Source organism: Streptomyces sp. NPDC054813 (assembly GCF_053611365.1).
The window spans coordinates 149,561-167,418 of the sequence record NZ_JBSHAF010000008.1 but is presented as its reverse complement, the minus strand read 5'-3'; the positions used below and the strand labels follow the sequence as shown (position 1 = coordinate 167,418).

Annotated in this window: 18 protein-coding genes; 10 read left to right on the top strand and 8 right to left on the bottom strand. The window is 72.3% G+C overall.

What is annotated here, in order from left to right; all coding sequences use genetic code 11:
• Positions 1-4 precede the first annotated feature (4 nt).
• Both ACWGJB_RS18180 and ACWGJB_RS18175 read left to right on the top strand, forming a co-directional pair.
• Complete coding sequence (locus ACWGJB_RS18180; protein ID WP_453381145.1) at positions 5-544, top strand: SigE family RNA polymerase sigma factor; 540 nt, start codon at positions 5-7, stop codon at positions 542-544.
• Complete coding sequence (locus tag ACWGJB_RS18175; protein ID WP_453381144.1) at positions 544-1,377, top strand: hypothetical protein; 834 nt, start codon at positions 544-546, stop codon at positions 1,375-1,377. The genes ACWGJB_RS18180 and ACWGJB_RS18175 overlap by 1 nt, the downstream gene beginning before the upstream one ends.
• 22 nt (positions 1,378-1,399) lie before the next feature.
• Here ACWGJB_RS18175 and ACWGJB_RS18170 read toward each other — a convergent pair whose 3' ends face one another.
• Entirely contained in the window at positions 1,400-2,032 is a 633-nt protein-coding gene (locus tag ACWGJB_RS18170; protein WP_453381356.1) for a response regulator, read from the bottom strand.
• Between the two features lie 260 nt (positions 2,033-2,292).
• On the opposite strand from ACWGJB_RS18170, the gene ACWGJB_RS18165 reads away from it, so the two are divergent.
• Positions 2,293-3,861: an alpha-L-arabinofuranosidase B gene (locus ACWGJB_RS18165; RefSeq protein ID WP_453381143.1), complete on the top strand. Its 1,569-nt coding sequence runs from the start codon at positions 2,293-2,295 to the stop codon at positions 3,859-3,861.
• On the opposite strand, the gene ACWGJB_RS18160 is transcribed toward ACWGJB_RS18165, so the two are convergent.
• The 3 genes from ACWGJB_RS18160 to ACWGJB_RS18150 are packed head-to-tail and all read right to left on the bottom strand — an operon-like array spanning position 3,839 to position 6,857.
• Positions 3,839-5,116 (bottom strand): sensor histidine kinase, encoded by a 1,278-nt coding sequence (locus ACWGJB_RS18160; protein ID WP_453381142.1) that lies wholly within the window; start codon positions 5,114-5,116, stop codon positions 3,839-3,841. The genes ACWGJB_RS18165 and ACWGJB_RS18160 overlap by 23 nt on opposite strands.
• Positions 5,117-5,133: 17 nt before the next feature.
• Positions 5,134-5,850, bottom strand: a complete 717-nt coding sequence (locus ACWGJB_RS18155) for an ABC transporter permease (RefSeq protein WP_453381141.1) — start codon at positions 5,848-5,850, stop codon at positions 5,134-5,136.
• Positions 5,850-6,857, bottom strand: coding sequence for an ABC transporter ATP-binding protein (locus ACWGJB_RS18150; RefSeq protein ID WP_453381140.1), 1,008 nt, complete (start codon positions 6,855-6,857; stop codon positions 5,850-5,852). The genes ACWGJB_RS18155 and ACWGJB_RS18150 overlap by 1 nt, the downstream gene beginning before the upstream one ends.
• A 260-nt stretch (positions 6,858-7,117) precedes the next feature.
• Between ACWGJB_RS18150 and ACWGJB_RS18145 the strand changes: the two genes are divergently transcribed.
• The 3 genes from ACWGJB_RS18145 to ACWGJB_RS18135 all read left to right on the top strand — a co-directional run bounded on the left by ACWGJB_RS18145 (position 7,118) and on the right by ACWGJB_RS18135 (position 10,129).
• Positions 7,118-7,975, top strand: a complete 858-nt coding sequence (locus ACWGJB_RS18145) for a MaoC/PaaZ C-terminal domain-containing protein (protein ID WP_453381139.1) — start codon at positions 7,118-7,120, stop codon at positions 7,973-7,975.
• 61 nt (positions 7,976-8,036) lie between these two features.
• A complete protein-coding gene (locus tag ACWGJB_RS18140; RefSeq protein ID WP_453381138.1) occupies positions 8,037-9,113 on the top strand; it encodes a Zn-dependent alcohol dehydrogenase in 1,077 nt (358 codons plus the stop codon).
• Between the two features lie 71 nt (positions 9,114-9,184).
• Positions 9,185-10,129, top strand: coding sequence for a 3-oxoacyl-ACP reductase (locus ACWGJB_RS18135; RefSeq protein ID WP_453381137.1), 945 nt, complete (start codon positions 9,185-9,187; stop codon positions 10,127-10,129).
• Between the two features lie 58 nt (positions 10,130-10,187).
• Here ACWGJB_RS18135 and ACWGJB_RS18130 read toward each other — a convergent pair whose 3' ends face one another.
• Together ACWGJB_RS18130 and ACWGJB_RS18125 are read right to left on the bottom strand one after the other, a co-directional pair.
• On the bottom strand, positions 10,188-10,340 hold the full coding sequence (locus ACWGJB_RS18130; RefSeq protein WP_453381136.1) for a hypothetical protein: 153 nt from the start codon (positions 10,338-10,340) through the stop codon (positions 10,188-10,190).
• Positions 10,341-10,457: 117 nt separating this feature from the next.
• Complete coding sequence (locus ACWGJB_RS18125; protein WP_453381135.1) at positions 10,458-11,663, bottom strand: hypothetical protein; 1,206 nt, start codon at positions 11,661-11,663, stop codon at positions 10,458-10,460.
• Positions 11,664-11,849: 186 nt separating this feature from the next.
• Between ACWGJB_RS18125 and ACWGJB_RS18120 the strand changes: the two genes are divergently transcribed.
• Genes ACWGJB_RS18120 through ACWGJB_RS18110 form a run of 3 tightly spaced genes read left to right on the top strand, consistent with a single transcriptional unit; the run spans position 11,850 to position 14,714 of the window.
• Positions 11,850-12,689 (top strand): Nif3-like dinuclear metal center hexameric protein, encoded by an 840-nt coding sequence (locus ACWGJB_RS18120; protein ID WP_453381134.1) that lies wholly within the window; start codon positions 11,850-11,852, stop codon positions 12,687-12,689.
• Entirely contained in the window at positions 12,686-13,429 is a 744-nt protein-coding gene (locus tag ACWGJB_RS18115; RefSeq protein WP_453381355.1) for a zinc ribbon domain-containing protein, read from the top strand. The genes ACWGJB_RS18120 and ACWGJB_RS18115 overlap by 4 nt, the downstream gene beginning before the upstream one ends.
• Positions 13,430-13,448: 19 nt before the next feature.
• Positions 13,449-14,714 (top strand): bifunctional RNase H/acid phosphatase, encoded by a 1,266-nt coding sequence (locus tag ACWGJB_RS18110; RefSeq protein WP_453381133.1) that lies wholly within the window; start codon positions 13,449-13,451, stop codon positions 14,712-14,714.
• Here the strand turns inward: ACWGJB_RS18110 and ACWGJB_RS18105 are convergent.
• Both ACWGJB_RS18105 and yaaA read right to left on the bottom strand, forming a co-directional pair.
• Positions 14,686-15,333 (bottom strand): bifunctional 4-hydroxy-2-oxoglutarate aldolase/2-dehydro-3-deoxy-phosphogluconate aldolase, encoded by a 648-nt coding sequence (locus tag ACWGJB_RS18105; RefSeq protein WP_453381132.1) that lies wholly within the window; start codon positions 15,331-15,333, stop codon positions 14,686-14,688. The genes ACWGJB_RS18110 and ACWGJB_RS18105 overlap by 29 nt on opposite strands.
• A gap of 94 nt (positions 15,334-15,427) precedes the next feature.
• Positions 15,428-16,210 (bottom strand): peroxide stress protein YaaA, encoded by a 783-nt coding sequence (gene yaaA / locus ACWGJB_RS18100; protein WP_453381131.1) that lies wholly within the window; start codon positions 16,208-16,210, stop codon positions 15,428-15,430.
• Between the two features lie 136 nt (positions 16,211-16,346).
• Between yaaA and ACWGJB_RS18095 the strand changes: the two genes are divergently transcribed.
• A complete protein-coding gene (locus tag ACWGJB_RS18095) occupies positions 16,347-17,783 on the top strand; it encodes an RNB domain-containing ribonuclease (protein WP_453381130.1) in 1,437 nt (478 codons plus the stop codon).
• Positions 17,784-17,858 lie beyond the last annotated feature (75 nt).

Sequence of the window (17,858 nt, the reverse complement as noted above, 5' to 3'; positions counted from 1 at the left end):
GCCCATGGGGGAGCGGGAGAACGCTCGGAACGAGGAGTTCCAGAGTTTCATGACCGGCCGCTGGCCGCGGCTGATGCGTACGGCTTTTCTCCTCACGGGGGAGCAGCACGCCGCCGAGGACCTGGTCCAGTCGACGCTCGAACAGGTCTTCGTGGCCTGGCGCAAGGTCGGCTCGGCCGATGATCCGGAGGCGTACGTACGGCGCGTGATGATCAACGCGCACGCACGCCGGCACAGAAGGAAACTCAAGGAGTTCCTCGCGCCCAGGGACGACTCGGGCCTGGTCCGCGAGGTGCCCGACACGGGGGACCGGATCGCCCAGGCCGACGACCGCAGCGCCCTGCTCAAGGCACTCGCCCAACTGCCGCCGCGGCAGCGGGAGGCGGTGGTGCTGCGCTACTGGGAGGACCTGACGGAGACCCAGGCGGCGGAGGCGATGGGCTGCTCGGTGGGCACGGTCAAGAGCAACGCGGCCAAGGGGATCGCGAAACTCCGTGCCATACCGGGACTGGCCGAGATGGTGACGCAGGGAGGGCGTGGCTGATGAGCGCGAACCGGGAGAACCACGGCATGACACAGACGGAGTCGGACATCGCCCTCCTCCTCGCGGACGCCGCGGACGAGGTCGAGATCGGCATAGCCCCTGTCCAGGCGGTGATGCGCGGCGGCAGGCGACGCCGGGCCCGACGGTGGGCGGTGACGGGGGCCACGGCGCTGGCGCTGGCCGTCGGCGCGACGGCGGGGACGCTGGCGGTGACGGGGCTGCCGGGCGGGGGTCACGGGGACCGGGGCGGTGAGGTGGCGGTCCGGCCCGTGTCACCGGAGGCGCGCCATGTGTACACACCCGAGTCGACGGACCTGGCGCTGGGCAGCTACCAGGGCAAGAAGTGGGGCGTCGGGGTCATGGTGTGGGGCGCGCCGCTCACCCGTGCCGAGGCCGAGAAGCAGTGGAAGGCGATGGGTGACTGGGGGCTCCAGCCCGCGGACGCGGACAAGCCCGCCGACCTGATCGGCAAGACATCCTTCTTCGCCGCCCGCAGTTACGACGGATTCCGCCGCCAGGTGGTCATGTTCAACACGGTGCGGGAGGTGGAGCCGCTCTCGGGGACCGACCTGGACGCCGCCGCCGCCAGGCTCGGTGACGATCCGGCGAGCGCCGACCGGCTGGTGGTCGGCAAGGTCGCCACGACCGCCGCGGAGGTCACCTGCCACTGGAAGGACGGCACCTCGACCCGGGTCACGCGCGTTTCCGCCGACTCCCCGTCCTACTCCGGGGAGTCGGAGCTCCGGCCGGTCCGCGACTACCCGGGAGCCAACTGGTTCGTCTGCGTGGCCCCGCAGGGCACCGCCTACAAGTCGGCGGAGGTGACGAAGTAGCGCCGCGGAGCGTGGTGGGAGGTCACAGCCAGCCCTGTTGCCGTGCCTCCCGTACCGCCTCCGTGCGGTTGCGGGTGCCGGTCTTGCCGATCGCGGCGGACAGGTAGTTGCGGACCGTCGACTCCGACAGATGCAGCTTCGCCGCGATGTCGGCGACGGTCGCGCCGTCCACGGACGCCTTCAGGACGTCGCACTCGCGGGCGGTGAGCGGATTCGGCCCGGCGCTGAGCGCGGCCGCCGCGAGCGCCGGGTCGACCACGGTGTCCCCGGTGAGCACCTGCCGGATCGCCCGGGCCAGGTCCTCGACCGGACCGTCCTTGACGAGGAAGCCGGCCGCGCCGGCCTCCATGGCCCGACGCAGATAGCCGGGCCGGCCGAAGGTGGTCAGGATCAGCACCCGGCAGTCGGGCGCCTGGTCGCGCAGCTCCGCCGCCGCGTCCAGGCCGCTGATGCCCGGCAGTTCGATGTCGAGGAGGGCCACGTCAGGCCGGTGGGCCAGCGCGGCGTCCACGATCGCGTCACCTGTCCCGACCTGCGCGACGACCTCGATGTCCGGCTCCATCCCGAGCAGCAGGGCGAGGGCCCCGCGCATCATGCCCTGGTCCTCGGCGAGCAGCACCCTGATGGACTTGGCCGGCCGGTGGTCCCGGGGCATCTCGTTCGCAGGCTCGTACACGGCCCAAGCCTAGCCGCAGGCCCGGGAATTAAAGAGTGGTCATTGTTCCGCGCCGCAGGGCTTGACGGCGGTTGACCGTGCTCAAACAATCACCTCTGCAATTCTCTGAATTCCCGTCCAATGGTCGGTATTTCGACCGCTGAATAGGTTCGGTATTTCGGTCGAACGGCGTTCGGTATACCGACCACCCACCCGCACCGCCCTACGAGGAACCGAAGAAGAGGTGCATCGTGTTCTCAGTGTCCCTACGAGCCCTGCGCTCCTGTCCGTCACGAGTCAGGAGAGCCGTGCTCTCCGCACTCGCGGCCTTCGCGACCGTCGCCGCGCTCGTCGTCGGGGCCGGTGCCCCGCAGGCCGCCGCCGCGGGTTCGCTGCCCTGTGACGTCTACGCCACCGCCGGCACGCCGTGCGTGGCCGCGCACAGCATGGTCCGGGCGCTGTACTCGTCGTACAGCGGATCCCTCTACCAGGTGCAGCGCGCCTCCGACAGCGCCACCGCGAACATCGGCCTGCTGGCCACCGGCGGATACGCCAACGCCGCCGCGCAGGACTCCTTCTGCTCCGGTACGACCTGCATCGTCACCAAGATCTACGACCAGTCCAGCCGGCACAACGACCTCACCGTCGAGGGCGCCGGCGGGGCCGGCGCGGCCGATGTCGGGGCCCCGGCGGACGCGCTGCCGGTGACCGTCGGCGGGCACCAGGTCTACGGCCTGGAGATCTCGGCCGGCATGGGCTACCGGGACAACTCCACCTCCGGTGTCGCCACCAACGGCGCCGCCGAGGGGATGTACATGGTCACCTCCGGCACCCATGTCAACGGCAGCTGCTGCTTCGACTACGGCAACGCCGAGACCAACAACAAGGACACCGGCAACGGCCACATGGACGCCATCAACTTCGGCACCGAGTGCTGGTTCGCGCCCTGCTACGGCTCGGGGCCCTGGGTGCAGGCGGACCTGGAGAACGGGCTGTTCCAGTCCAACCTCGGCTACAGCACCAACTCCTCCAACACGGGCACGGGCGCGACACCTTTCGTCACCGCGTTGCTGAAGAACAACGGCCAGGACCATTTCGCACTGAAATGGGGAAACGCGCAATCCGGCGGTCTCACCACCACGTATTCCGGCGGTGAGCCCACCACCAGCGGCTACTCGCCCATGCACCAGGAGGGCGCGATCGTCCTCGGCACCGGCGGTGACAACAGCAACGGCTCCATCGGCTCGTTCTTCGAGGGCGTGATGACCTCCGGCATCCCGACCGACGCCGCCGACAACGCCGTCCAGTCCAACATCGTCTCCGTCGGCTACGGCGGCGCGACCGGCTCCACCGGCACGCTCAGCCCCGGCTCGGAGATCTCCCTGAAGGCCACGACGTCCTGCTGCACCACCGACTACGTCCGCCACCAGGCCAACGCGGCCGTCCTCTCCGCCATCACCTCCAGCAGCTCCGCCCTGGATAAGAACGACGCCACCTGGATCGTCCGCCGCGGACTGGCGAGCAGCTCCTGCGTCTCCTTCGAGTCGCGCAACTACCCGGGCGACTTCCTGCGCCACTACAACTTCAAGCTCCTGCGGCAGCCCATGGACGGCACCGCCACGTTCAGAGCCGACGCCACGTTCTGCCCGGAGACCGGCAAGAGCGGCACGGGCACCTCGTTCGCCTCGTACAACTACCCGACGCGATATCTGCGCCACTACAACTACAACGTCTACATAGCGAGCGACGGCGGTTCCAACGCCTGGGACAGCGCCACCTCGTGGACCGACGACGTGAGCTGGGTCGTCAGCTCGCCCTGGGCGCCGTAGTTGCCACCGTCATAGCGGTCAGCAACTCCACCGACTCGGTGGGGAGTTGAGCGGTGACCGCGAAACCGCCGCGTGGCGACGGGCCGGCTTCGAGAGAGCCGCCCGCCGCCGCGAGGCGCTCGGTCAGCCCCTTCAGACCGGTGCCGCCGACGCCCGCACGGCGGGGCTCGGCGGCACTCGCGCCGGTGCCGTCGTCGCTGACGGTCAGCCGGACCCGCTCGGCGCCGCTGTCGACGGTGATCTCGCAGTGGGTGGCGTCGCTGTGCCGGACCACGTTGGTGACCGCCTCGCGCACCACCCAGCCCAGCAGTGTCTCGGTCTGCGGGGCGAGCGGCGTCCCGGTCTGCCTGACGACCGGCTCGATGCTCGCCGCCGAGAGGACCGAGCGGGCCCGGTCGAGTTCCGTGGCCAGGCTGCCCTCGCGGTAGCCGGTGACCGCCTCGCGGATCTCGGTGAGCGCCTGCCGGCCCACCGACTCGATGTCGGAGATCTGGGAGAGGGCCGCGTCCATGTCACGGGGGGCGAGGCGCCGGGCCGCCTCCGACTTGACGACGATCACCGAGAGGGTGTGCCCGAGCAGGTCGTGCAGATCCCGGGAGAAGCGCAGCCGCTCCTTCTCCACCGCGCGCCGGGCCAGCTCCTCGCGGGCGGCGCGCAGCTCCCTTACCGCCTCGGACAGGGAGAGGATCGCGGCGGTCACCATGGTGGACAGGAAGGTGCCGTAGGCGACGTTGATCGCGTCCCAGCCCGCCCGGAACACGGAGACCGCCGCCGCGAGGGCGGTCAGCGACAGGCCGATCTGACCCAGCCGCGGGCCGCGCAGGCAGGCCCCGGTGGCGAGGCCGAGCAGCGGGAAGAAGTACAGCCAGCTGCCGCCGTAGCCGAGGGCCAGGCCGCAGGTGAGCAGGCCCATCAGGCCGAGCGCCACCCGCGTCGAGACCGCCTCGCGCTTCTCCTTCACGAAGGAGCGGAACACGACGTAGATGTAGAGGGAGTTGAAGGCGAACAGGCCCAGGCCGCCGATCCAGGGGTTGGGGGTCTTGCCCTGGAGGAGGTTGGAGAAGGAGCCCAGCCCCAGCAGCAGCCACGGCAGCAGGGAGAAGCCGGTCGGCGGCGGACCCGGGTTCTCGGGCCACTCGCCCTTGCGGCGCGCCTCCTTCTGCGCGGCCCTGAACTCCGCCCTGTCGGCCTTCCACTGAGCCCGCGCCACCCGCCAGCGGCGTGTCTGGCAGGTGATCCCTCGCATCCAGGACATCTCTCTCGCTCCCCCGGTCACACGGTCCGCCCGGTCCGGCGGTACGCCACCACAGCGTACGAACCGAACGCGAACAGCCAAGCCGTCAGGACCGCGATCGCGCCGAGTGCCGGGGTGTGCCCGTCGGCGACGGAGGTGCCGAGTTCGGCGAAGCGGTTGGTCGGGGTGTACTCCGAGACGGCGCGCAACCAGCCGGGGAACAGGCTGACCGGGAACCACAGGCCGCCGACCACGGCAAGCCCCAGGTTGCAGGCCATGTTCGCCACGCCGGTGGTCTGGGCGGTCAGGCCGTAGCCGTTGGCGAGGCCGAGCAGGGTGAAGGGGATCGAGCCCAGCCACAGCAGCAGCGCGATCCCCGCCCACTGCCAGGCGTCCAGCCGTACGCCGTTGACCAGGCCGCCCGCCAGGAGCACCGCGAGGATCGCGGGCAGTACGGTCACCGAGCCGGTCAGCGCCCGGCCGAGGACGACCTGGCGCGGGGTCATCGGGGTCACCCGGAGCTGCCGCAGCCAGCCGATCGCCCGGTCCTCGGCCACCCCGCCGCCGGTGTTGAGGGCGGAGCCGACCGCGCCGTAGGCGGCCATGCCGACCATGGCCTGGGTCCGGTAGCCGCTGTCGTCGCCGCCCAGGTTGGTGAACAGCAGGTACATCATCACCGGCATCGCGATCCCGCCGATCACGAAGCCGACGTCGCGCAGCGTCCGGCGTACTTCGAGGCGCAGGTAGTCGAGCATCAGACGGTCTCCGTCTCAGCGGCGGTGCGGGCGGGGGAGGTGCCGTTCGGGGCGGCTTCGCGGGGCAGCGGGTCGGGCAGTACGCCGTCTGCGGTTCGCGGGCCGGACGTCAGGGCCAGGAAGGCGTCGTCGAGGGAGGCGGGGGTGACCTCCAGGCTGCGGATCGCGTTCCGGGCGGCCAGCGCGATCACGGTCGCGTCCGAGTCGTCGGTGCGCAGCAGCGCGCGGTCGCCGCGCACTTCGAGGGAGCGCACGCCGGGCAGCTGCGCCAGGCCCTCGGTGGAGCGGGCCGCCAGGTCGAAGGAGACGAGGCTGCCGCCGGCCGCCCGCTTGAGCTGATCGCCGGTGCCGTCCGCGACGATCCGGCCGCGGTCGATGACGAGGATGCGGTCGGCGTGCGCGTCCGCCTCCTCCAGGTAGTGCGTGGAGAACAGGACGGTGTGGCCGCGCCGGGCGTACGCCCGCATCGAGCGCCAGAACGCGTGCCGCGCCTCCACGTCCAGGGCGGCGGTCGGCTCGTCCAGGACGACCAGCGACGGGTTCCCGGCCAGTGCCACGGCGAACCGCACGCGCTGTGTCTGGCCGCCCGACAGACGGTCCACGCGGCGCCCGGACAGCTCGCCGATACCGGCCAGCTCCAGGGCCTGCGCGACGGGCATCGGCGTCGGGTAGCGCCGGGCCACGAAGGTGACCAGCTCGCCGACGGTGACCCGGGGCACCGCCCGTGCCTCCTGGAGCATCGCTCCGACCAGCCCGCCGCGTACGGCCTTCGCCGGCTGTCCGCCGAACAGTTCGACCGTGCCGGCGTCGGGCGTGTTCAGCCCCAGCAGCAGTGAGATCGTCGTCGACTTGCCCGCGCCGTTGCGGCCGAGCAGCGCGACCGTCTCACCGCGCCCTATCTCCAGGTCCACCCCGTCCACCGCGCGTACCGTCCCGAAGGTCTTGACCGCCCCCGCGAAGGACACGGCACGCTCTGTCGGGCCTGCTGTCCCACCTGTCCATGTCATGGCTACGACGCTACGGAACCGGGCTCCCGCGCGGCAGATGCTCTTGTACGGACTCGCGCATGACAAATGTCATGGCCCGGCACGACTGAATCTGACACTGTGTCAGGAGCCTTCACAAGTGTGGAGCGCTCGGCTATACAAGGGGCGCTGGACTGGAACGCGTTCTAGGGACACCCCCTTGGACCCGCCCCGTGGACGACCTCGGTGCGGCCGACGGTGCGGACGGTCGCGCCGAGGTCTTGAGACACCTCAGGAGCCGTATGCCCATCGACGCAGCCAAGGCCCTCGCCGCCGAACCCCGGTCCGGGGAGATCCGCTGGGAGCGCCGGGACGTCCAGCTCTACCACCTCGGCATCGGTGCGGGCCGCCCCGCCACCGACCCCGACGAACTGCGCTACACCCTGGAGTCCCGGCTGCACGTCCTGCCCAGCTTCGCCACCGTCGCGGGGGCCGGTTCGCCCGGGGTGATCAGCGGACTGTCCATGCCCGGCGTCGACGTCGACCTCGCCAAGGTGCTGCACGGCGGCCAGTCGCTCACCGTCCACCGCCCCCTCCCCGTGCGGGGCACGGCCACCGCCACGGGCCGGATCGCCGCCGTGTACGACAAGGGCAAGGCGGCCGTCCTGGTGATGCGCACCGAGGTCGCGGACGCCGACGGCCCGCTGTGGACCAACGACGCGCAGATCTTCGTACGGGGAGAGGGCGGCTGGGGCGGCGACCGCGGCCCGTCCGCGCGGCTCGACCCGCCCGCCGGCGACCCCGACCGGACCGTCGAGCGGCCGGTCCGCGAGGACCAGGCTCTGCTCTACCGCCTCTCCGGCGACTACAACCCGCTGCACGCCGACCCGGAGTTCGCCAAGCTCGCCGGCTTCGACCGGCCCATCCTGCACGGACTGTGCACCTACGGCATGACGCTCAAGGCGGTCGTGGACACGCTGCTCGGCGGGGACGTGAGCCGGGTGCGGTCGTACTCGACGCGGTTCGCCGGGGTGGTCTACCCGGGGGAGACCCTGCGCATCCGCATGTGGCGGGGCGACGCGCAGGTCCGCGTGGCCGTCGGAGCCGTGGAGCGGGACGACGCGCCCGTCCTCGCCGACACGATCGTCGAACACTCCTGATCCAGCTCGAGCCAGTTTGATCCACTTTGTTCCGGAACGCAGTCGAGGGGAGAGCCGCACCATGCGCGCAGCCGTACTGCAGGAGATAGGCCAGGAGAAGCTTGAGGTCCTCGACGACGTCGAGGCGGTCGGGTTCGGCCCCGGCAGGGTGCGGATCCGGGTGCGCGCCACCGGGCTGTGCCACTCGGACCTGTCGGCGATGAACGGGGTGCTGCCGCAGCCGGCCCCGTTCGTGCCGGGCCACGAGGGCGCGGGCGAGGTCCTGGAGGTGGGGGAGGGCGTCACCCGGGTCAAGCCCGGCGACCGGGTCGTCGTCTGCTGGCTGCCGGCCTGCGGGGCCTGTCCGGCCTGCAGGCGCGGGCAGACCGAGCTGTGCCTGGCCGGGTTCATGAACGCCGGCACCCCCAACTTCAGGCGCCCCGGCGGTGACGTCTTCGGCTTCGCGGGCACCGGCACCTTTGCCGAGGAGGTCGTGGTCGACGCCGGGTGCGCGGTGCCGATCCCGGACGACGTGCCCTTCGACATCGCCGCGCTGATCGGCTGCGGGGTCACCACCGGGCTCGGCGCGGCCCTCAACACGGCCGATGTGGAGGCCGGTTCGTCGGTCGCCGTGATCGGGTGCGGAGGGGTCGGGATCTCGGCGATCCAGGGGGCACGGCTCAAGGGGGCGGCCGAGATCGTCGCCGTCGACCCGGTCGCGTCCCGGCGCGAGGCCGCGATCGGGTTCGGGGCGACCAGGGCGGTCTCGCCCGACGAACTGCCCGGCGCCAAGCAGGAGGTCACCGCCGGCGAGGGCTTCGACTACGTCTTCGAGGTCGTCGGCAGGTCCGCCACCGCCCGCACGGCGTACGAGAACACCCGCCGCGGCGGCACCCTCGTGGTCGTCGGCGCGGGTGCCATGGACGACTTCCTCCAGCTCAACATGTTCGAGCTGTTCTTCGACGAGAAGCGGATCCTGCCGTCGATGTACGGCGGCGGCGACGTGGTCGGCTCCTACGAGCGCACGATCGCCCTGTGGCGGGCCGGCCGCATCGACCTGGAGGGCCTGATCACCCACCGGGTGCCGCTGGCGGAGATCAACGAAGCCCTGGACCAGATGCGCACCGGCACGGCGCTGCGCACCTGCATCGAGATCTGAGGGGCCACCGTATGTCGGAGAGGTCATTGCCGGAGAGGCCGCTGCCGGAGAAGCCACTACCGGAGGGGTCGTTGCCGGAGAAGCCGCTCGAAGGGCTCAGTGCGATCGTCACCGGCGCCGGCCGGGGGCTCGGCCGGGCCGAGGCGCTCGAACTGGCCCGGCTGGGCGCGGCCGTCGTCGTCAACGACTTCGGACAGCCGGGCCGGGACGGCTCGGGGACGGCCTCCACCGGCCCCGCCGAACAGGTCGCCGAGGAGATCCGCGCGGCGGGCGGCCGGGCCGTCGCCCACACCGGGGACATCGCGGACTTCTCACAGGCGCGAGACCTTCTCACCCTGGCGACAACCCAGTACGGAAAGCTGGACATCCTCGTCAACAACGCCGGCATCCTGCGCGACCGCATGGTCTTCTCCATGACCGAGGACGAGTGGGACTCGGTGATCCGGGTCCATCTCAAGGGCCACTTCAACACCACCCGCTTCGCGGCCGCGCACTGGCGGGAGCGGTCCAAGGCGGCCGGCGGTGCGAAGGTGTACGGCCGGATCGTCAACACCTCCTCCGAGGCCTTCCTCGCCGGTTCCGCGGGCCAGCCCAACTACGCGGCCGCCAAGGGCGGCATCGTCGGCCTGACCACCTCCACCGCCCTCGCCCTCGCCAAGTACGGCGTGACCGCCAACGTGATCTGCCCGCGCGCCCGCACCCGGATGACCGAGGACGTCTTCGCCGGGTTCGAACGGCCCGCCGAGGGCCTCGACCCGCTCGCCCCCGAGCATGTCGCCCCGCTCGTCGGCTACCTGGCGTCCCCGGCCGCCGAGCTGATCAACGGCCAGCTGCTGGTCGTGCACGGCGGCATGGTCGCGATCGTCGAACGGCCGCGGGTCCAGGCCAGGTTCGACAGCAAGCAGGACACCTTCAGCTACGACGAACTCGACGCCCTGCTCACCCCGCACTACGCCGACCGGCCGCCGGGGGAGACCTTCGCGGCGGCGGAGGTACTGGGGCTGAAACGGCAGTAGTACGGCAAACGACAGCGGCCCCACCCCGAGAGGGGCGGAGCCGCTGTCGTACGAACCGTCAGGCCGCGGTCTCGGCCGGCTCCGGCTTGCGGTGCCGGCCGCTCGGGGCCGATTCGCCGTCCTGGGCCGAGACCGGACCACGGTGCTTGCCGTGGCTGTCGGACTCCTGCAGGCCGGCGGACAGGTGCTGAGACGTGCTGGTGTCGCTCATCGGAAGAATTCACCCCGTCAACATGATCTTTCTTACAGCGCGGCGAGTTTAACCAACCCACCGCGGGGCGAATCCAGGCGGCCACGCCGACCGGTGCTACTTCGTTACAAGCCTTCTCTACTTCGTTACGAGCCGCCCCAGCGGAGCCTGTTGCAAGGGCACCGGCCGGGCCACGACAGGCTCCGGAGGATCCGTTTCCGCCGGCTCCCCGGGCGTACCCGACGCCCCGGCAGCCGTGCCGTCCCGAACCGGATCCCCCGGGCCCGCGTCCCCCGGCCCCCCGTACTCCCCCGTCTCCCCCCAGGGCACCGCGACCTCCGCCACGCCGCACGGGACCTCCCCCGTGGCGTACGGCAGCCGCAGCACCCCGTCCTGCGTCCACAGCCCGGCGCCGGCCAACCACCCCTCCGGCGCCGGGAGATGGCACACCCCGCGGTCCCTCGGCCGCCAGGCGCCGACCCAGCTGCCGAACGGACCGTCCATGCGCAGCGCCACCCCGCAGCTCTCCGGCATCAGCACCAGCCCCGGCTGGATCGCGAACGGCGTCACCGTGCACTCCGCCAGCCGCAGGCTCTCCGGAAAGCGCACCGGCAGCGTGCTGCCGAGGACACCCCAGCCCAACCGTTCCTGCCCGGGGGAGGGCGCGTCCGAGCCGACCAGGATCAGCCCGCTGTCCGGGTCGGCGACCAGCAGCCGGTCGTCGCTGTCCGCCGCGATCTGCAGCAGCGGCGACACCTCGCCGCCCCGCTCCAGATCGACCACGACCGCCTTGGTCCGCCCGCCCAGCTCCCGGTCCAGGGCCAGCATCCGCCCGCCCCGGTCCAGCCACACCCCGCCCGAACAACGCCCCGGAACCACCGCGAGCCGCTCCGGCCCGAAGGCCCCGCCCGTCACCAGCCACACGGTGGAGGAGCGTTCCCCCACGGCCAGCGCACACGCGTCGCGGCCGCCGGGTGCGGGCGGCAGCAGCCGCAGCGAGGTCCCCGGGTCCGGGCACTCCACCGCACCCAGCGGCAGCTCACCGGTGCCGGGCCCGGTCGGATAGAGCAGGGCGAAGTGGTGCCGCCCGTCCACCCGCCGGTGGATGAGCACCCGCCCGTCGCCCATCGGCTGCACCTCCGTGCCCGGCTCCTCGGGCTGGTTGCCGGGCAGCGGCACGGCGTACGGCTCGAAGCCGTCCAGCGTCCACCGCTCCGGGTACCAGGAACCTTCCTGCTGGACCAGCCGGGCCGCGTACGCCCCGTCCGCCGTGATGGTGCAGCCCGCTCTCGGCGCGCTGTCGTCCTCGTCCGCAGCCGAGGGTTCGATCGCACAGACCGTCATCGCTCGGTCACCTCCGGCAACGAAGCTAGTTTTCGTACGCACAGACGGGGAGCGGCGGCACACGGCTTCACACATACGGGTGCACACTCGGCGATTCGCCTGAGGAAACGGGGACGGGTGTGCTGGACGTTGCCTCCCGTGGGCGAGCAGGTACGGCCCCGGGGAACAGGCAGGTAGCCTTTCCCCGTGCCCCGTCTGTCAGAAGTCATCGCCGCGCTGGAGAACCTGTGGCCCGCCGAGCGGGCCGAGTCCTGGGACGCGGTCGGCACCGTCGTGGGCGACCCCGACCAGGAGATCACCCGGGTCCTGTTCGCCGTGGACCCGGTGCGGGACATCGTCGACGAGGCGGTGAAGCTGGGCGCCGACCTGCTGGTCACCCACCACCCCCTCTACCTGCGCGGTACGACGACGGTCGCGGCGAGCCACTTCAAGGGCCGCGTGGTGCACACCCTCATCAAGAACGACATCGCGCTGCACGTCGCCCACACCAACGCCGACACCGCCGACCCGGGCGTCTCCGACGCGCTCGCGGGCGCCCTGGACCTGCGGGTGGTACGCCCCCTCGTCCCGGACCCCACCGACCCGGAGGGCCGCCGGGGCCTGGGCCGCGTCTGCGAACTGGACCACCCGGTCACCGTCGGCGAACTCGCACGCAGGGCGGCCGAGCGCCTCCCCGCCACCGCGCAGGGCATCCGCGTCGCCGGCGACCCCGACGCCCTCGTCCGTACGATCGCCGTCAGCGGCGGCAGCGGCGACAGCCTCTTCGACGTCGTACGCGCCGCCGGCGTGGACGCCTTCCTGACGGCGGACCTGCGCCACCACCCGGCTTCCGAAGCCGTAGCCCACAGCCCCCTCGCGCTGCTCGACGCGGCGCACTGGGCCACCGAATGGCCCTGGTGCGAGCTGGCCGCAGCCCAGCTCGACGAGATCTCCGACCGCAACGGCTGGGACCTTCGGGTGCACGTCTCCAAGACGGTCACCGACCCCTGGACCAGCCATACCCCCTCCCTTGGAGCCCCCAACTGAACGCCGCGCCCGCCGACCAGATCCGACTCCTCGACGTCCAGGCCCTGGACGTCCGCCTCCAGCAGCTGGCGCACAAGCGGAAGTCGCTGCCCGAACACGCCGAGATCGACTCGCTGACGAAGGACCTCACCCAGCTGCGCGACCTGCTGGTGGCCGCGCAGACCGAGGAGAGCGACACCGCCCGCGAGCAGACCAAGGCCGAGCAGGACGTGGACCAGGTGCGCCAGCGCGCCGCCCGCGACCAGCAGCGCCTGGACTCCGGCGCGGTCACCTCCCCGAAGGACCTGGAGAACCTCCAGAAGGAGATCGTCTCCCTCGCCAAGCGCCAGGGTGACCTGGAGGACGTCGTCCTGGAGGTCATGGAGCGCCGCGAGTCCGCCCAGGAGCGGGTCGCCGAACTGACCGAGCGGACCGGCGCCGTCCAGGGCCGGATCGACGAGGCCACCGCCCGCCGCAACGCCGCGTCCGGAGAGCTCGACGCCGAGGCGGCCACGGTCACCAAGGAGCGCGAGGTCATCGCGGGCACCGTCCCCGCGGACCTGCTGAAGCTCTACGACAAGCTGCGCGAGCAGCAGGGCGGTATCGGCGCGGCCAAGCTGTACGCCCGCAGCTGCCAGGGCTGCCGCCAGGAGCTCGCCATCACCGAGCTGAACGAGATCCGCTCGGCCGCGCCCGACACGGTGGTGCGCTGCGAGAACTGCCGTCGCATCCTGGTGCGCACGTCTGAGTCGGGTCTGTAGGAACACTTAAGGGGCGTACGTGGCAAGGGAGTTCATCGTCGAGGCGGACGGCGGCTCACGGGGCAACCCGGGACCCGCCGGCTACGGTGCGGTGGTCATCGACGCGGCGACCGGCGAGACGCTGGCGGAGGCGGCCGAGTACCTCGGCGTCGTCACCAACAACGTCGCCGAGTACCGCGGCCTCCTGGCGGGCCTGCGCGCGGCGCACGACCTCGACCCGGCCGCCGTCGTCCACGTCCGCATGGACTCCAAGCTGGTCGTCGAGCAGATGACGGGCCGCTGGAAGATCAGACACCCCGACATGAAGCCCCTGGCGGCAGAGGCGGGACGGGTGTTCCCGGCGGACCGGGTGACCTACGAGTGGATCCCGAGAGCCGAGAACAAGCACGCCGACCGCCTGGCGAACGAGGCGATGGACGCGGGCAAGCGGGGCGAACAGTGGTCGGCTGCGGGGTCTACGGCGGAGCTTGACGCACGGGCTGAGCGGTCGGGCCGGGCGGAGTCGCCGACGGCACCGGCAGCGCCCCGTAAGGGGCGCGGGGAACTGCGCGACCAGCCCCCACGCACCGGCACTGTGACGACGACCGACAAGGCCACCGCCGACACCCGCGCCGCGAGCCAAGTAGCGACCCCCGGCTGGAGCTCGGCCCCCGATCTCGGCGCCCCGGCCACCTTCGTCCTCCTCCGCCACGGCGAGACGCCCCTCACCCCCCAGAAACGCTTCTCCGGCAGCGGCGGCACCGACCCCGCCCTCTCCGACGTCGGCCTGGAGCAGGCGCAGCGCGCCGCCGACGCCCTCGCCCGCCGCGGCACGATCGAGGTGATCCTCGCCTCCCCCCTCACCCGCACCCGGCAGACCGCCGGAGCGGTCGCCGAGCGCCTCGGCCTCGACGTCACCGTCGAGGAGGGGCTCAAGGAGACGGACTTCGGCACCTGGGAGGGCCTCACCTTCGGCGAGGTCCGCGAGCGCTACCCGGACGACCTGAACGCCTGGCTCGCCGACCCGGAGGCCCACCCCACCGGCGGTGGCGAGAGCTTCGCCGAGACGGCGACGCGCATCGCGGCCACCCGGGACAAGCTGGTCGCCGCCTACGCGGGCCGCACGGTCCTGCTGGTCACCCACGTCACGCCGATCAAGACGTTCGTGCGGCTCGCCCTCGGTGCCCCGGCGGAGTCCCTGTTCCGCATGGAACTGTCGGCGGCCTCGCTGTCGGCGGTGGCGTACTACGCGGACGGCAACGCGAGCGTACGGCTCTTCAACGACACGTCCCACCTGCGTCCCTGAGGCCCGCCGCGGCCCGCGCCAGCGACTCGACGCGGGCCCAGTCCCGGGCGGCCACGGCGTCCGCCGGGAGCATCCAAGTGCCGCCCACGCAGCCGACGTTGGGCAGGGCGAGGTACTCCGGGGCGTTGTCCGCGCCGATCCCTCCGGTCGGGCAGAAGCGGGCCTGCGGGAGTGGACCCGCGAGGGACTTCAGGTAGGCCGTGCCGCCGGCGGCCTGCGCCGGGAAGAACTTCATCTCCCGCACCCCGCGTTCGAGCAGCGTCACCACCTCCGAGGCGGTCGACACGCCCGGCAGGAACGGCACCCCGGACGCGGTCATCGCCCCCAGCAGCCCGTCCGTCCACCCCGGGCTCACGAGAAAGCGTGCCCCGGCCGCCACACACTCCGTGACCTGGGCGGGCGTCAGCACGGTCCCCGCCCCGACCACCGCGTCCGGCACCGCGGCGGCGATCGCCCGGATCGCGTCGAGCGCCGCCGGGGTCCGCAGGGTCACCTCGATCGCGGGCAGCCCCCCGGCCACCAGCGCCCGCGCGAGCGGTACGGCATCACCGGCGTCCTCGATCACGACGACGGGGACGACGGGGGCGAGGTCCAGCACGGAGGTGGGCATGGCCGACATCCTGCCGGGGCGATGCGCACCGCGCAAAGGTCGTTGCACACACTGCAATGCGCCGCAACGTGACGTCTGATGCACCTCGTCCAATGCACCTCGTCTAATGCACCTCGTCCACCAACACGTCGAGCGCCCACCCCTGCCCCGCCTTCCCCGGCGCCGCGGCCTCCACCTCGTACCCCAGGTCCCGCAACGCCTCCACCAGCTCACCCGGACCGCCCGGCGCGATCCCGGCGGTCAGCAGACTCCGTACGATCCGCCCCTTCGTCGCCTTGTTGAAGTGGCTCACCACCTTCCGCGTCGGCGCGTGCAGCACCCGCACGGTCGCCGTCCGCGCGGCCACCTCCCCCTTCGGCTTCCACGCCGCCGCATACGCCGCCGACCGCAGGTCCAGCACCAGCCCCGCCCCGGCCGCCTCCGGCAGCACCTCGGCCATCGGCTTGCGCCAGTGCACCCCCAGCGCCCCGAGCCCCGGCAGCTTCACCCCCATCGAGCAGCGGTAGGAGGGGATCCGGTCCGTCACCCGGACCGCGCCCCACAGCCCCGAGAACACCAGCAGCGACCGAGCGGCCCGCCGCTTCGCCGCCGCGTCCAGGGAGGCCAGGCCGAGGGCGTCGTACAGCACCCCCGTGTAGATCTCCCCGGCCGGCCGTGCGCCAGCCGTCCGCAGCTCCGCGTTCTTGGCGACCTCGCCGCGCAGTCCCTCGCTCAGCCCGAGGACCTCGCGCGCCTTCTCCTCGTCACCGGCGCACAGGTCGACCAGCTCGGCGAGCACGGCCTCGCGGGCGTCCGCGAGCCCCGGCAGGGACAGCGAGTGCGGCTTCAGCGGGGCACCACGGCCCGAGGACGCCTTGCCTTCCGAGGGCGGCAGCAGGACCAGCACACGTACTCCTCTTCACCGTCGAGCTCACCAGCAAGGTCACCAACAGGCTCGACATCAAGTCCGTCGTCAAGTGCGTCATCGACGCTTCGCGCCAGCGTAGAGCGCCGGACCGGCACGATGTGACTACGCTCGTCGTATGCCCAGCCGCCACATACGCGTCACGGGTGCCCCCGAGGCGCCCCTCCGGGCCGCGCTCGCCGCGCTCCGGGACGACCTCGGCATCCCGGACGGCTTCCGGCCCGAGGTGCTCGCGGAGGCCGAGAGCGCCGCCACGTACCCGGCCGTGCCCGCCCACGACGCGACCGACCTCCCCTTCCTCACGATCGACCCGCCCACCGCCCAGGACCTCGACCAGGCGATGCACCTCTCCCGGCGCCGCGGCGGCTACCGCGTCCGGTACGCCATCGCCGACGTCGCCGCCTTCGTCGTGCCCGGCGGCGACCTGGACTCCGAGGCGCACCACCGCGTGAACACGCTCTACTTCCCGGACGAGCGGGTCCCGCTGCACCCCGCCGTGCTCAGCGAGGGCGCGGCCAGCCTGCTCCCCGGCCAGGCCTGCCCGGCCGTCCTGTGGACCATCGACCTGGACGAGGAGGGACGGACCCTGACCGCCGACGTCCGCCGGTCCCTCGTCCGCAGCCGGGCCAAGCTGGACTACGCCGGCGTGCAGCAGCAGATCGACGAGGGGACCGCCGAGGAACCCCTCGCCCTGCTCAAGGAGATCGGCGAGGCGCGCGAACGCCTTGAGGTGGAGCGCGGCGGCATCTCGCTCAACGTGCCCGAGCAGGAGATCGTCGAGTACGACCACACCTACCGGCTCAGCTACCGCGCCGCGCTGCCCGCCGAGTCCTGGAACGCCCAGATCTCCCTGCTCACCGGCATGGCCGCGGCCGATCTGATGCTGGCCCACGGCACCGGCGTCCTGCGCACCCTGCCCACCGCCCCCGACGGCGCCGTCGCGCGGCTGCGCCAAACCGCCACCGCCCTGCACATCGACTGGCCGCACCATGTCTCGTACGCCGCGCTGATCCGCTCCCTGAACCCGCGCCGCCCCCGCCACGCGGCCTTCCTCCAGGAGTGCACCACGCTGCTGCGCGGGGCCGGCTACACGGTCTTCCGGGACGGCGTGCTGCCCGCGGTCAGCACCCACGCGGCCGTGGCCGCCCCCTACGCACACTGCACCGCGCCGCTGCGCCGCCTGGCCGACCGCTACGCCTCGGAGCTGTGCCTGGCGGCGGCGGCCGGCGAGGCCCCGCCCGACTGGGTGCTGATGGCGCTGGACCTGCTCCCCAAGGAGATGGCCGAGGGCGCGCGGCGGGCGGGCACGGTGGAGCGGGAGTGCGTCGACGTCGTCGAGGCGGCCCTGCTCAAGGACCGCGTCGGGGAGGTCTTCGACGGGTACGTGGTGGAGGTCGAGCCGCGTCAGCCGGCCGTCGGGAAGGTGCTGTTGCAGCAGCCGGCCGTCATAGGCCGAATCGAGGGCGGGGCGCCTCTTCCGCTGGGCGAGCGGTTGCCGGTGCGGCTGACCCAGGCCGATCCGGGGACGGCGAAGGTGCGGTTCGCGCCCGCGTGAGCTGTCGTACGAGACCGGTGGCGTCGTCGGCGTGGAACCGCACGACGCTCACCTCGCGGCGGCGGCCCGGCGGGG

Coding starts and splice junctions, on each gene's coding strand:
- ACWGJB_RS18105 (WP_453381132.1), bottom strand. CDS start 15,333: ATGTCGGCCATGCCCACCTCCGTGCTGGACCTCGCCCCCGTCGTCCCC.
- ACWGJB_RS18170 (WP_453381356.1), bottom strand. CDS start 2,032: ATGCCCCGGGACCACCGGCCGGCCAAGTCCATCAGGGTGCTGCTCGCC.
- ACWGJB_RS18160 (WP_453381142.1), bottom strand. CDS start 5,116: ATGTCCTGGATGCGAGGGATCACCTGCCAGACACGCCGCTGGCGGGTG.
- ACWGJB_RS18175 (WP_453381144.1), top strand. CDS start 544: ATGAGCGCGAACCGGGAGAACCACGGCATGACACAGACGGAGTCGGAC.
- ACWGJB_RS18130 (WP_453381136.1), bottom strand. CDS start 10,340: ATGAGCGACACCAGCACGTCTCAGCACCTGTCCGCCGGCCTGCAGGAG.
- ACWGJB_RS18150 (WP_453381140.1), bottom strand. CDS start 6,857: ATGACATGGACAGGTGGGACAGCAGGCCCGACAGAGCGTGCCGTGTCC.
- ACWGJB_RS18180 (WP_453381145.1), top strand. CDS start 5: ATGGGGGAGCGGGAGAACGCTCGGAACGAGGAGTTCCAGAGTTTCATG.
- ACWGJB_RS18140 (WP_453381138.1), top strand. CDS start 8,037: ATGCGCGCAGCCGTACTGCAGGAGATAGGCCAGGAGAAGCTTGAGGTC.
- ACWGJB_RS18155 (WP_453381141.1), bottom strand. CDS start 5,850: ATGCTCGACTACCTGCGCCTCGAAGTACGCCGGACGCTGCGCGACGTC.
- ACWGJB_RS18095 (WP_453381130.1), top strand. CDS start 16,347: ATGCCCAGCCGCCACATACGCGTCACGGGTGCCCCCGAGGCGCCCCTC.
- ACWGJB_RS18145 (WP_453381139.1), top strand. CDS start 7,118: ATGCCCATCGACGCAGCCAAGGCCCTCGCCGCCGAACCCCGGTCCGGG.
- ACWGJB_RS18125 (WP_453381135.1), bottom strand. CDS start 11,663: ATGACGGTCTGTGCGATCGAACCCTCGGCTGCGGACGAGGACGACAGC.